The organism is Rhodococcus sp. IEGM 1318 (assembly GCF_033142465.1).
GTDB classification, from domain to species: Bacteria; Actinomycetota; Actinomycetes; order Mycobacteriales; family Mycobacteriaceae; genus Rhodococcus_F; species Rhodococcus_F qingshengii_B.
On sequence record NZ_JAWLSC010000006.1, the window covers coordinates 263602 to 276532 of the forward strand.

At 64.0% G+C, this 12931-nt stretch carries 11 protein-coding genes; 4 read left to right on the plus strand and 7 right to left on the minus strand.

Features of this window, described 5'->3' with window-relative positions; all coding sequences use genetic code 11:
- Positions 1 to 20 precede the first annotated feature (20 nt).
- The gene (locus R4P65_RS16565; protein ID WP_317827313.1) at positions 21 to 989 is read left to right on the plus strand and encodes an alpha/beta fold hydrolase; all 969 of its coding nucleotides are present in this window, start codon (positions 21 to 23) and stop codon (positions 987 to 989) included.
- Positions 990 to 1440: 451 nt separating this feature from the next.
- Positions 1441 to 1662, plus strand: a complete 222-nt coding sequence (locus R4P65_RS16570) for a hypothetical protein (RefSeq protein ID WP_003946391.1) — start codon at positions 1441 to 1443, stop codon at positions 1660 to 1662.
- Between the two features lie 79 nt (positions 1663 to 1741).
- Here the strand turns inward: R4P65_RS16570 and purH are convergent, their stop codons facing one another.
- The 4 genes from purH to R4P65_RS16590 form a co-directional block, all read right to left on the minus strand.
- Entirely contained in the window at positions 1742 to 3301 is a 1560-nt protein-coding gene (gene purH, locus R4P65_RS16575; protein WP_003946407.1) for a bifunctional phosphoribosylaminoimidazolecarboxamide formyltransferase/IMP cyclohydrolase, read from the minus strand.
- On the minus strand, positions 3294 to 4013 hold the full coding sequence (purN, locus tag R4P65_RS16580) for a phosphoribosylglycinamide formyltransferase (RefSeq protein WP_411742550.1): 720 nt from the start codon (positions 4011 to 4013) through the stop codon (positions 3294 to 3296). Before purN ends, purH begins: the two co-directional genes overlap by 8 nt.
- Positions 4014 to 4019: 6 nt before the next feature.
- Positions 4020 to 5561, minus strand: a complete 1542-nt coding sequence (locus R4P65_RS16585; RefSeq protein WP_317827316.1) for a DUF6350 family protein — start codon at positions 5559 to 5561, stop codon at positions 4020 to 4022.
- Positions 5562 to 5683: 122 nt separating this feature from the next.
- Positions 5684 to 6745, minus strand: coding sequence for a DUF5336 domain-containing protein (locus tag R4P65_RS16590; protein WP_317827317.1), 1062 nt, complete (start codon positions 6743 to 6745; stop codon positions 5684 to 5686).
- An 86-nt stretch (positions 6746 to 6831) separates the two neighbouring features.
- Between R4P65_RS16590 and R4P65_RS16595 the strand changes: the two genes are divergently transcribed.
- Positions 6832 to 7467 (plus strand): IMPACT family protein, encoded by a 636-nt coding sequence (locus R4P65_RS16595; RefSeq protein WP_230814350.1) that lies wholly within the window; start codon positions 6832 to 6834, stop codon positions 7465 to 7467.
- 42 nt (positions 7468 to 7509) lie between these two features.
- Here R4P65_RS16595 and sucD read toward each other — a convergent pair whose 3' ends face one another.
- The 3 genes from sucD to R4P65_RS16610 form a co-directional block, all read right to left on the minus strand.
- Positions 7510 to 8412, minus strand: coding sequence for a succinate--CoA ligase subunit alpha (gene sucD, locus R4P65_RS16600; RefSeq protein ID WP_003946432.1), 903 nt, complete (start codon positions 8410 to 8412; stop codon positions 7510 to 7512).
- 15 nt (positions 8413 to 8427) lie between these two features.
- Positions 8428 to 9597 (minus strand): ADP-forming succinate--CoA ligase subunit beta, encoded by a 1170-nt coding sequence (gene sucC / locus R4P65_RS16605; RefSeq protein WP_003946426.1) that lies wholly within the window; start codon positions 9595 to 9597, stop codon positions 8428 to 8430.
- Between the two features lie 179 nt (positions 9598 to 9776).
- A complete protein-coding gene (locus R4P65_RS16610) occupies positions 9777 to 11618 on the minus strand; it encodes a hypothetical protein (protein ID WP_317827318.1) in 1842 nt (613 codons plus the stop codon).
- A 361-nt stretch (positions 11619 to 11979) separates the two neighbouring features.
- Between R4P65_RS16610 and R4P65_RS16615 the strand changes: the two genes are divergently transcribed.
- The gene (locus R4P65_RS16615; protein WP_021332297.1) at positions 11980 to 12873 is read left to right on the plus strand and encodes a M23 family metallopeptidase; all 894 of its coding nucleotides are present in this window, start codon (positions 11980 to 11982) and stop codon (positions 12871 to 12873) included.
- The last annotated feature ends 58 nt before the right edge of the window (positions 12874 to 12931 follow it).

Below are 12931 nucleotides of genomic sequence, written 5' to 3' on the forward strand. Positions count from 1 at the left end.
GACCTGGTAGACAAGTCGTCATGTCCGACACCGAGATCTCGTTCCAATCCGGCGACGTCACCCTGTACGGGAGTCTTCGCCTCGCCGCCTCACCCGACGCCCCTGCCCCGGCCGCGCTGATTCTGGCCGGCAGCGGCCCCACCGATCGCAACGGCGACAGCGCGCTCCTCGAAGGTGATATCGGAACCCTCCGCTTCATCGCGGATCTCCTTGAGAATCAGGGCATTTCAAGTCTGCGTTACGACAAGCTCGGCAGTGGCGAAACCGCACTCGGCGACTACGAGATCGAAGACATCGCCGATCTCGGCTTCAACACATTTGTCGACGCCGCCTCCGACGGACTGGACTACCTCGCCGGGCAACCCGGTGTCGATCCCGAGCGCTTGTTCGTGGTCGGACACAGCGACGGTGCCGTCGTCGCACTGGCTCTCGCCACTGCGAAGGAGGGCACAAGAGTCAGCGCCCTCGCACTGCTCGAGCCACTGAGCGTCAGGCTTCTCGATCTACTCACGACGCAGATTCACCGCCAGCTCGACGCCGTCGTCGGCGCCGGTCAGTTGCCGGTCGAACTCGCTGACGAACTGCGCGTCGCGCTCGCCGACGCCGTTGAGTCCCTGCGATCCGAGGGCACAGTTCCGGATGATCTGCCCGAGCCCCTGCAGAATGCGGGACTCGTGCACGCCAACGCCAAGGCACTCGCCGAGGAAGACGCATTGGACCCGGTTGCGCTCGTGGCGGCGCTGCCGGCGGGCATGCCCGTTCTCACCAGCTGCTCGGACAAGGACATCCAAGTCATTCCCGCCGATGTCGCAGCGCTGGATGCCGCGCTCTCCCATACAGCGCTGACTTCCGTGCGGATGCGCAACGCCAACTTCGTACTCAAGGACATCGGCGACGAACAGTCCACCGGTGCTGACTACGTCGCGCCGCTTCCGTACTCGGCAGAGTTCTCGGAGCCCTTCACAGCGTGGGTCCGTTCGTTCTCCTGATCACGTACAGACCGAACGTCCTTTTCTTCAGGTAAAAAGTTCCCTCCGCGAAGCATCGCGGAGGGACTTTCGCTTTCTACGCCTGACCTGCAACAGAGGCTCCTTCAACCCCGCAAATCCGGGGACAGAAGTCACCTGATGTTTACGTTCGCGGCGCTTTTTATTGGTGCGAACCCTCGATCCGTGCTGTACGGTCATCCATTAACCAGCAACGCCACCCAGAAAGGAACGGACATCATGTCGCTACACCCGAACGTCGTATCCGTACCTTCGTGGCGCAGCTGCACCGCAGACAAGCACATTTTTTCGGCCGCAATGTCGGCCAAGCACATGGGCAGCAAGCGCGGTGTACCCCGAGAATGATCCCCAGTTTCACCGGATTCGTTCTCGGGCACCCAGGGCAAACGCCTCGGGTGCCTTTTCTTTTACCTTTCACACGCAGGAGCACCACATGAAACTTCGAGTCAACCAACTGTCCATAGCGCCGCCGTACGTCGATCTGCCCGGTGACCTCACCGGATACGCCGTCACCCTGGATCTTTCGCACTCCGACGCCGCCCACGAAGCCACCCTCGGCGCACTGATAAGCGAGATCCGCAGTCGCGGAGCCTCACGCGTCGTCATCACCGGCTCACCCCGCGAACTCCAGGGCACCCACAGCAGCGCCGCCTGAAAGAACCGGGCCGCCTGAAAACAGAACGGACCCCGACAACCTACGAAGAGGAAGTCGAGGCCCGCCGGCGAAGCAGGAATCAGTGCGCGAAGTGGCGCGCACCGGTCAGATAGAGAGTGACGCCGGCTTCCTTGGCCGCGGCAATCACCTCGTTGTCGCGAACCGAACCACCCGGCTGCACAACAGCCTTGACGCCGGCGTTGAGAAGTACCTGCAGACCGTCGGGGAACGGGAAGAACGCGTCCGAGGCTGCGACCGAACCTACGACGCGGTCACCGGCTCGCTGAACAGCCAGATGCGCTGCATCGACGCGGTTGACCTGGCCCATGCCGACGCCGACGGACGCGCCGCCGGAGGCCAGCAAGATCGCGTTGGACTTCACCGAACGGCTAGCACGCCAAGCAAATTCGAGGTCTGCAAGAGTCTCGGCATCGGCAGCCTCACCGTTGGCGAGAGTCCAGTTGGCCGGGTTGTCCCCGTCAGCGTCGAGGACGTCGCGCTGCTGTAGCAGAGTACCGCCCGAGATCGGACGCAGTTCGATTCCGGTAGCGGTCGGAGCGGCAGCCTTCAGAACACGAATGTTCTTCTTACGCTGCAGAACCTCGACAGCTCCGTCTTCGTACGAGGGCGCGATGACAACCTCGGTGAAGATGTCGGCGATCTGCTCGGCCAGTTCGACAGTAACCTCACGGTTGGCTGCGATGACACCACCGAAAGCACTGACCGGATCGCATGCATGCGCCTTGCGGTGAGCATCGGCGATGTCGGTGCCGATGGCGATGCCACACGGGTTGGCGTGCTTGATGATTGCCACTGCCGGATCCGTGAAGTCGTACGCTGCGCGCCACGCGGCGTCGGAGTCCGTGTAGTTGTTGTACGACATCTCCTTGCCGTGCAACTGCTCCGCCTGAGCCAAACCTGCAGGCGCTGCGGGGTTTTCGTACAGTGCGGCGTCCTGGTGCGGGTTCTCGCCGTAGCGCAGGACAGCGCTGCGGTTCCACGTGGCACCGACCCAAGCCGGGAACAGCGAACCATCTTCGTCGGCGGCAATCGTGCTCGTCATCCAGCTTGCAACAGCGACGTCGTACGACGCAGTGTGCTGGAACGCCTGCGCCGCAAGCACAGTGCGCTCACGCAAAGTGAATCCGCCACCGGCAACGGCAGTCAGAACATCGGCGTAGCGAGCGGGATCTACCACGACGGCAACCGACGGATGATTCTTGGCTGCAGCGCGCACCATCGACGGGCCGCCGATGTCGATCTGCTCGACGCACTCGTCCGGGCTCGCGCCCGAGGCAACCGTCTCCGTGAAGGGGTACAGGTTCACGACGACCAATTCGAAAGTCGCGATGCCGAGCTCCTCGAGCTGGGCGAGGTGGTCCGGCTTGCGGGTATCGGCGAGAACGCCGGCGTGGACGCGCGGATGCAGCGTCTTCACACGGCCTTCGAGGCATTCCGGGAATCCGGTCAGAGCCTCGACCGGGGTCACGGGGATTCCGGCGTCGGCGATCTTCGACGCAGTCGAACCGGTCGAGACCAACTCGACACCGGCCTCGTGCAGGCCCGTGGCCAGCTCGATCAGACCACTCTTGTCGTAGACGCTGACAAGTGCACGGCGCACAGCCTTGCGTTCACTCACTGGGGATCACGGCCTTTCGTCCATCGGAAACCACTCCGCGCGTAGCAACAGCGGCGATGACGTCCGCCAACAACCGTCGCTCCACAATTTTGATGCGTTCATGCAACGACGACTCGGTGTCGTCGTCATGCACCGGCACAGCTTCCTGCGCCAAGATAGGCCCGGTATCAATTCCGCCGTCGACGAGATGCACCGTGGAACCGGTGACCTTCACGCCGTACGCCAGAGCGTCGGGAACCGCGTGCGCGCCGGGGAAGGCAGGCAGCAACGCGGGATGAGTGTTGATGATTCGGCCGCCGAAACGCGCGAGAAATGTGGGGCCGAGGATCTTCATGAAACCGGCACTGACCACCAGGTCGGGGTCGTGCTCGGCCACCGCTGCAGTCAGCGCGTCGTCCCAGGTAGCGCGATCTTCATAGGCCTTGATCGACACTTTGAAGGACGGAATCTTGGCTTCCGCGGCATGCTCGGCGGCGAGGCAGTCACGATCTACACCGACGGCAACGATCTCGGCCGGGTATCCGTCGGCATGCGAAGCGTCGATCAGCGAAGTCAACAGGGTTCCCGCGCCGGAAGCGAGTACGACTACCCGCGCGATCGAGTCGCGAAATTGGACCCTGTCGGGCATTGTCGGCTGCGGATTGTCGGCCGAGGCAGTCAGCGCACTACTCCTGAGAACTGGAAGATGATGCGGCCGGAGTATCGGCCGCATGACAGCCTAGTCGCTGGACTCCTGAGGCTTCGAGGGCAGGTCGGTCTCCGCCTCGGACGCAGGGCCGGGTCCGACTGCGGGGTCGGTCTCGGGTGCCGCGACAACTTCGGCCTCGACTACTTCGATTTCGACGGTTTCCTCTGTCACGACCTGCACAGGTTCGCCTGATTCCTCGACGATTTCGGCTTCGACGACCTTGGTGACAACTACCGCAGATTCCTGGGCGAGCACTTCGCCGGTGTTCTCGTCTGCCTCTTCCGGGGTGGCCGCGGCCGTGATCGCGAGTTCGGGCTCGGATGTTCGAGCCGGTTCAGCCTCCGGCGGCGCAACCTCGTCCTTCAAGTGTCCGCGATGCGAGAACCACATCGCGAACAGCGCCGAGACGGTTCCGAACAATCCCAGCCACGCAAAAGTCAGAAGACCGAAGCCCCACCACAGGACCTCGACGGTGCCGAACTGCCCGAGGTCTCCCCCGGCAGCAAGGGCAAGCAGAGCCATGACGACGCCGGCACCGGCAGCTGCCGTCAGCACCGCGAGCACACTGTCCTGCCCGGCGATGCGTCGAGCGCAATCGCGGCCGAGCATCACCCCCACCGCCGCCGGAACGATCAACAAGACCGGCCAGATTCCGCCGGCGACGCCTTCCGGAATGGCTCCGAGAAGGGGCAGCGGTGGCAGGTCTCCGCCGATGTTGCCGAACACACTGATGGAGACGTTGCCGAAATCGGCCGTCGATCCCGTCATCACCGCGGCAGCACCGACGACCAAGTTCGGTAGATAGAGGAGCGACAACACCGTCAATCCCAGAACGCCGACAAACCCGTTGCCGCGCGCGAGCAGGTCACCGACCGTCGACCACGACACGAGCAGTGACACCACGACGGCCACGGCGCCCGCGGCCAACAGCGCTGCCGACGCGGCCGTTGCCGGTCGAACAGCGGCAGATGCCCACGGCGGAATCTCGGCGACGACGCGATCCCAGTGCGCAGCAGCAACTCCGACGGACGCGGCGATCAGGTGAATCCCTGCGACCCAGCCGAAAGCGGCCAATGTGTTGGGGCTCGACAGCGGAATCGCCGCGGAGGCGTCGGCGACCACTGCGAGCGCGATCGCCGTGATCGTCAACGGTCCGGCGATCGCGGCGCCCACCAGGCGGAGGGTGTCGTCACGGGAGTCGGTGTGCACCGCAGTCGACGCGCATCGGCGTGCGACCACCCACATCATGACCGCCGTCGGAAGCAACGGCAGTACACCGAGTTGGACGCCGCTGATAGTCGCCGGCACTTGGTGGATGACCAACCATGTAGTGGCAATGGCGCCGAAGGTTCCGGTCAGGTCGCTGCTCGCCGATACCAAGGTGACCACAACGACGGCCGCAATCAGCAGCATCGTCAGGCCCGACGGTCGGAACGCGACAGTCAGCAGCTTGCGTGCCAGGTCCGGGTTGGGTGCCGGGCGACCGCCGCCGACGCGGCCGCCGCCAGTACGACCACGTCCGGGTCGTGCGGACGCGGGACGGGACCGGGTGCCATCAATCAAAGAACTCATCCCCTCGAGGGTTTCACTCGATAGTGCGCCGCGCACTCAGGCGCGCCGTCGGGCTCACGGAATGTGGCCTCCACCCGCAGCGGGTCGGAGGCCACATTCATGCTCGTGAAACGAAGAAAGTACTACTGCTGACGCTCGTCAGGGTTCTGGGAACCGAAGACCTTGGTCTCGGCCGCAGAATCGCTGCTGCCCTGGTCAGGTTCCGCGGGCGGCGTCGGTGATTCGAACGTCGGGGGCTCGAAGCCGGTCGGCTGCTCGGTCGAGCCAGTCGGCTGCTGGTTGTAGGGCTGGCCGTAACCGCGTGGAGCGGTGAACTGGTCCGACGAGTAGCTCGGGTTCGGCTGGCCACCGGGCTGCGAGGTCAGCGGATAGTAGGACGACGTCGTTGCGGACGACGACGAGTCGGTCGGGGTCTGCGTGGGATTCTGCACCGGGTTCTGGCCGTAGGGAGATGCGCTCTGCCCATAAGGCTGCTGCGAAGCAGTCGGGTCGGCGGGGGCGGCGTGTGCTCCCCCGTATCCCTGCTGTTGTGCCTGCCCGTACTGCGGATTCTGCTGGTACTGGCCCTGCTGAGGTTGCTGCTGTGCCTGCTGAGGCTGACCGTACTGGCCCTGTCCGTAGCCCTGGGGCTGCCCCTGCTGTTGACCCTGCTGCTGACCGTAGCCCTGCGGCTGACCGTACTGCTGGGCTACCGGACGCGGCGCGGGAGCCTTCAGGATTCCGATCTCGAACAGCAACGCGGCAACGGCGACGACGGTCTGCACGAACGAGAGAATCAGCACGATGATCAGGCCCCAACCGAGCCCGATCTCGACGTAGTCGCTGGTACCGACCGAGAATGCGGCGAACACCAAAGAGAAGAAACCCGTGAGTGAGAGCGCTGCGGCAATACCTGCATACGACTGCTTCGGGAGCAGCGAGATCCCGGCGACAACACCGCCGGCGAAGATGAATCCGAGGCCGTAGATGCTCGACTCGAAGAAGCTCGAACTGGTGTCCAGATCGCTGCCGATTCCGCTGCTGCTTCCACTGATCGTGGTGAAGGGCGCAAAACCGAGTAGGAAGTTGATCAGGCCGAGCGCCGCGACGGCGATGAGCAGGATGAATCCGAGATTCTTGGTTCCACCGCCCGCTGCCGGCTGATTCGGTGGCCCGAAGTTGGGCCCTTGCGGCGTGAACGTCATGACTTCTCCTCGTAGACGGCCTTCGATGGTTACCAGCGTATGTGTCTCGACTTCGCACGCTAACACCGACGGGAGACAATGGGCAGATGCCCTTCACCCTCGCGCCCGGCGCCGACCATGTCGTCGAAACCGAGGTGAAGCACTCACGATTCATCGCCGCGCTTCGCCGGATCGACGACACCGACGCCGCCATGGAGTTCGTCGCGGAGCAGAAGTCGTTGTATCCCGATGCGCGCCACCATTGTTCGGCTTTCGTGATCGGATACGAGGCGAACTCACGCGTCGAGCGTGCACACGACGACGGCGAACCGGGCGGCACTGCGGGGGTGCCGATGCTTCAGGTTCTCAAGTCTCGAGATCTGGTCGATGTGATTGTGGTCGTCACGCGCTATTTCGGCGGAATCAAGCTCGGCGCCGGCGGATTGGTTCGCGCGTATTCGGGAGCGGTCTCGGTTGCTCTCGATTCGGCCGAACTGGTGGCCAGGGAGCGGAAAATCCTGCGCACTTTGGCGATCCGGCATTCAGAGGCCGGTCGAGTGGAAGCAGAACTGAGAGCGCGGGGCGTCTCGGTGCTCGGAACTACGTATGGATCGAAAGCGGTCATGACACTCGCCGCCGGTGATGCCGACGATCTCGAATCGGTCGTCGCATCCATCACATCCGGTGCCGGGCAGTTGGAACCTGCCGGGTCGATGTGGGTCGATACCACTGTGCGTGGTTAAGGAGTCCGGAGACTCCCTAACCACGCACGGGGGCGAAGCCCCTTACAGGGACTGAAGAATCTCGCGAGCGAGAGCAGCAGTGGCGGACGGCGTCTTTCCGACCTTCACGCCTGCAGCTTCGAGAGCTTCCTGCTTGGCCTGAGCCGTTCCCGAGGAACCGGAGACGATGGCGCCGGCGTGGCCCATGGTCTTGCCTTCGGGAGCGGTGAAGCCAGCCACGTAGCCGACGACCGGCTTGGTGACGTTGGCCTTGATGTAATCGGCTGCACGCTCTTCGGCGTCGCCACCGATTTCACCGATCATCACAATGACCTTGGTCTCGGGATCCTTCTCGAACGCCTCGATGGCGTCGATGTGGGTGGTTCCGATGACCGGGTCGCCGCCGATGCCGATGGCGGTGGAGAAGCCGAAGTCACGGAGTTCGTACATCATCTGGTAGGTCAGGGTGCCCGACTTGGAGACCAGGCCGATGGGGCCGGTGCCTGCGATGTTGGCGGGCGTGATGCCGACGAGGGCCTCACCCGGGGTGATGATGCCGGGGCAGTTCGGTCCGATGATGCGGGTCTTCTTGCCCTTGGACTCGTTGTATGCCCAAGCGTAAGCGGAGTCCTGAACCGGGATGCCCTCGGTGATGACCACGAGAAGCGGGATCTCCGCGTCGATGGCCTCGACGATGGCGTCCTTCGAGAAGGCCGGCGGAACGAATGCGATGGAGACGTCTGCGCCGGTCTCCTTGATTGCCTCTTCGACCGTCGCGAAGACGGGGAGCTCGACAGGGGAACCGTCAGCAGCAACGTGCGAGACCGTGGTGCCGGCCTTGCGAGCGTTGACGCCGCCGACGACCTGGGTGCCGGCCTTGAGCATCAGAGCGGTGTGCTTGGTGCCCTCGCCGCCGGTGATGCCCTGGACGATGACCTTTGAATCCTTGGTGAGGAAGATTGCCATTGTTCTGTGAGTCCCTTACTTCGCTGCGTGAGCGAGTTCGGCGGCCTTGTCGGCGGCCTCGTCCATGGTTGCGACGACCGTGACCAGCGGGTGGTTGGCCTCGGCGAGGATGCGGCGACCCTCTTCGACGTTGTTTCCGTCCAGGCGAACGACGAGCGGCTTGTTGGCCTCGTCACCCAGGGTCTTCAGTGCGCCGACGATGCCGTTGGCAACTGCGTCACACGCGGTGATGCCGCCGAAGACGTTGACGAACACGCTCTTGACCTGTGCGTCGTTGAGGATGACGTCGAGGCCGGCTGCCATGACTGCAGCGGAAGCTCCGCCGCCGATGTCGAGGAAGTTGGCGGGCTTGACGCCACCGTGGTTCTCGCCGGCGTATGCGACGACGTCCAGGGTGGACATGACCAGGCCTGCGCCGTTGCCGATGATTCCGACCTCACCGTCGAGCTTGACGTAGTTGAGGTCGTTTTCCTTGGCCTTGAGCTCGAGGGGATCGGTAGCGTCGCGATCCTCGAATGCCTCGTGGCCGGGCTGACGGAACGCTGCGTTCTCGTCCAGGGTGACCTTGCCGTCGAGAGCGAGGATCTGATCGTCAGGCGTACGAACGAGGGGGTTGACCTCGACGAGGAGTGCGTCTTCGCCGATGAAGACCTCCCACAGCTTCTGGATCGTCACGGCCGCTGCGTCGAGCACCTCTGCGGGCAGCTTTCCTGCCTCGGCGATGCTGCGCGCGAACGCGAGGTCGACGCCCTTGACTGCGTCGACGGGGATCTTGGCGAGAGCGTCGGGGTTCTCCTCGGCGGTGACCTCGATCTCGACGCCACCCTCTACCGAGCACATGGCCAGGTAGGTGCGGTTGGTGCGGTCCAGCAGGAAGGAGATGTAGTACTCCTCGGCAATGTCACTTGCCTCTGCGACCAGCAGCTTCTTGACGACATGGCCCTTGATGTCCAGGCCCAGGATTGCCTCGGCGTTTGCCACTGCGGCATCCACGTCGGGCGAGTACTTGACGCCACCGGCCTTGCCGCGGCCGCCTACCTTGACCTGTGCCTTCACCATCACGGGCTTACCGATTTCTTCGGCAATCTCGCGTGCGCCGGCGACTGTGTCTGTAACACGTCCAGCCGAAGTCGGCACTCCGTGCTTGGCGAAGAGTTCCTTCGCCTGGTATTCGAAGAGATCCATCTGCTCACCGTCTCGTCTGCGTTGTCACCCGCTCGAGGGGTAGGAGCGGGTCTGTTCTGGACTTTAACCAGTTGCCGCGTTCAGTTTGCGCCCGCATTGATGCTATGTGGCCCAAGTCACGCGCAATTGCCCAATGAGGCACGCCTCACCGATTCGGCAAGGTGGCCACACCGAATTTGTCAAGCATCAGTCTCACTGATTCTTGCGCTCGAGAACGCTGCAACGAGAAGCAACACTATGCCCGCGGCTGCTGTGATCGCCCCCACCCCCACCGTTGCGTCCGATATGCGTGATGACGTGAGCGGCCACTCACTGACGTACACCAGAGCTGCCACGGCAGATCCGATCAGCAGTACTGCGCCTTGCGTCGGCCGCGCAGACGCGGCGATCACCGCGGCGATCACGACGGCGACGCCGACAAGCAGTTGCCCCCAGACATCAATTCCCCACGGCCACTCCAGAACTGACGCCGCCCTGTACACGTCGCCTTGATAGAGCGGAAGCGCGGTTCCGATCAGGACAGCGACTGCGCCGATCCCTCCGACGAGAAGCACCAGCCCGCTCGAACCGCCGTCTACCGACGTGTCGACGTCCTCACGTTCTGCGCTTCCCGCCAGCCAGACGAGCAGTCCCGTCGCCGCAGCAAGGAATGCCGCGCCGCAGAGCACGAAGGCACCGGCCCCCAACCCGACACCCGGTACGTCCGTCGCGATGACCGCCGACTGCATGACAGCGGCGACTCCCATCACGACCGTGGTCCACAACACTCCGACGGCCGGACGCACCACCGCGGCGCGGCCCGGGGCAAACAGGCCCAGCGCGGCGACCAGCAGTACAGCAGCCGCGAGCAAGACAACTCGAGACGAAAGCATGGACGGTTCGGGGATGTTCTCTGGCAACGACAGGACCGGAAGGGCCACGCCCAGGGCTGCCACTGCTGCGGTGACAACTGCGCCGCCTCCGGCAACGCGGTGAAGTCTGTTCACTCGTGCCTGCGCAGCCCGGGACTGAGCCACCATGGCTGCTTTGAGCGCCCCCTTCGTCGTCTTGGCAGGAGCGCGGACCGCACTGGCGGCGGGAATCGCATCAGCTTCGCGCCTGGACGCCAGATAGTGCGCCGAAATTCCGATGACGACGATGACCACTGCTGCCAGCGCCCCGACCACGGAACCCGATCCGACCTCGATGCGATCACCTGCCGCGAACCCCGCCACCACCCTGGTGCCGCTGACTGCCAGTGCGCCGAGACCGACACCGATCAGCGCGCCGCAGCCGACCGGCAGCGAGATGGACGTCAATGCCGCCGCGACCGCCACCAGTACCGCGACGCCAACCAATCCCGTACCGACAGCAGTGGCCGCCGCCGAGTCGACTAGTGGTTTCACCAGGAAGATCGGATCCTGCGAACTGAAGGAAGGACCGAACAGGGAGAGCACGAACACCACTGCGGCCAGAATCAGCAGCGCTGTCGGCCACCCACCGATCCGCCCGCCAACAGATCGCCCGTCGAATTCTGCGGCGCGAGCGCTCCCGTATCCGTCTCGTTCAGATTCACGATGGACGACCATGAGCCCGAGGACACCGGACACGACAAGAAGTCCGTGGCTCGCGAGCGTGAGGTAGGCACCCGGACCCGCTTCGATCGAACCTGCTGAAACCGGACGGAAAAGGTCCAAGCGGTTTGCATCGATTGCGTCGACAAACAACTGGACGTCCAGAATTGCCGCCCCGAGCGCCACCGCACCGATACCTGCCAGGAGCCCACCGGCAAAGGCGGGTCTGCGTCCGGAGGCAAGCACTGCAACCAACGGCCCGATGATCGTGCAGACAGCGGAGAAGAGAGCTGCAGAAGTAAGAGCCCCCGCCGTGTCGATCCCACGGCCACTCCCGACTCCGACGACGGGACTGGCCGCCACTGCGACAGCTCCGAGCAGGCCGGTTGCCGCCGCGAGGGGCGCCCCGGACTTCACTCGGGGGTCGTCGATACGCGCCTGCGACGTAGTTCCAGGTGTTGTGGACACTCGATCGACGGTAGTGCCTGAACGGACCGGTGATCCGGTTGTGACACGCGGGATCACGAAACGAGATGATTCGTCCGTTTTGCCCAGATCGGCATATTCCCAGGTCAAGCTGTGAGGCACGTCACATAATCGGACGGGTTTCCGCTACGGCTTGCGCCCATCGCAATCATTTCGTTACCGTCAGTCGGTCTAAGTCACGGGCTGATCACGAACTCGAGGAGAGAACCGGCATATGCATCACCGCAGCCAGTTCACCGCTAGTAGGTTCTCGAACTCAGCTCCAGACGAGGTCACGACCACTTATCCAGCGCACTCGGCCAGGCGTTACACCGAGACCAAAAGTTCTGAGATCTCTACCGATATGTTCACTCGAAATTCATCCTCAACGTCGTCAGATTCCGACTCTCACGAGTTCGTCGAGTCCGACGTGATCAGCACCCCTACTTATGCCTCCTCCGCACCGACAGTCGATGTCGAATCCCCGGTTCGCCGCAGCGGTGCTCACCGACTCCCCACACCGCCCTCCGCTCTCAAGGGCCGCGCCGCCGTTCTGGCCGTTGCCGCCGGCGCAGTTGTCGCCGCGGGCCAGGCAGTCGTCAACGACGGTTCCTCCTCCGCCGCCGACCACTCAGAAGTTGCACTCGCCAACGAGTCCTCCGCGATCGGCACCACTGCAGAACCGCAGGCCGCTCAATTCGCTCCGGCCACCTCCACGGCAGCCACCACCGAGGCCGACGCTCCCCAGGTCCTCAACGTCGCGGCACCGACCGATCTTTCCCAGTTCAGCAACCTGCTTGCCAAGGGCCAGCGTTTCAGTGACGAGCGCGCCGCACGCGAGGCCGCTGCCCGTCGCCCGCTGTTCGTCCTGCCCGCAGTCGGAACCTTCACGTCCAACTTCGGTACCCGCTGGGGCACCCTGCACGCGGGCGTCGACATCGCCGCCCCGATCGGGACGCCCATCGTCGCCGTCGCCGACGGCAAGGTCATCGATTCGGGCCCGGCTTCCGGATTCGGCATGTGGGTCCGCCTGCAGCACGCGGACGGAACGATCACCGTCTACGGCCACATCGACACGTCGACCGTCACCGTCGGTCAGCAGGTCATGGCCGGTGACCAGATCGCCACCGTCGGCAACCGCGGCTTCTCCACCGGCCCGCACCTTCACTTCGAGGTTCACCTCGCCGGCGAGAACAAGATCGATCCCCTCCCCTGGCTCGCATCGCGCGGCATCAGCCTCGGTATCGAGCAGGACTGATCGCAAGCCCAACACTTCTGAAAAAACTTCCGGCCCGCACCTTTTCAGGTGCGGGCCG

Excerpts from the sequence above, each read along its gene's own strand:
- R4P65_RS16565 (WP_317827313.1), top strand. The coding sequence starts at position 21 with ATGTCCGACACCGAGATCTCGTTCCAATCCGGCGACGTCACCCTGTAC.
- R4P65_RS16570 (WP_003946391.1), top strand. The coding sequence starts at position 1,441 with ATGAAACTTCGAGTCAACCAACTGTCCATAGCGCCGCCGTACGTCGAT.
- purN (WP_411742550.1), bottom strand. The coding sequence starts at position 4,013 with ATGCGGCCGATACTCCGGCCGCATCATCTTCCAGTTCTCAGGAGTAGT.
- R4P65_RS16585 (WP_317827316.1), bottom strand. The coding sequence starts at position 5,561 with ATGAGTTCTTTGATTGATGGCACCCGGTCCCGTCCCGCGTCCGCACGA.
- R4P65_RS16590 (WP_317827317.1), bottom strand. The coding sequence starts at position 6,745 with ATGACGTTCACGCCGCAAGGGCCCAACTTCGGGCCACCGAATCAGCCG.
- R4P65_RS16595 (WP_230814350.1), top strand. The coding sequence starts at position 6,832 with ATGCCCTTCACCCTCGCGCCCGGCGCCGACCATGTCGTCGAAACCGAG.
- sucD (WP_003946432.1), bottom strand. The coding sequence starts at position 8,412 with ATGGCAATCTTCCTCACCAAGGATTCAAAGGTCATCGTCCAGGGCATC.
- sucC (WP_003946426.1), bottom strand. The coding sequence starts at position 9,597 with ATGGATCTCTTCGAATACCAGGCGAAGGAACTCTTCGCCAAGCACGGA.
- R4P65_RS16615 (WP_021332297.1), top strand. The coding sequence starts at position 11,980 with ATGTTCACTCGAAATTCATCCTCAACGTCGTCAGATTCCGACTCTCAC.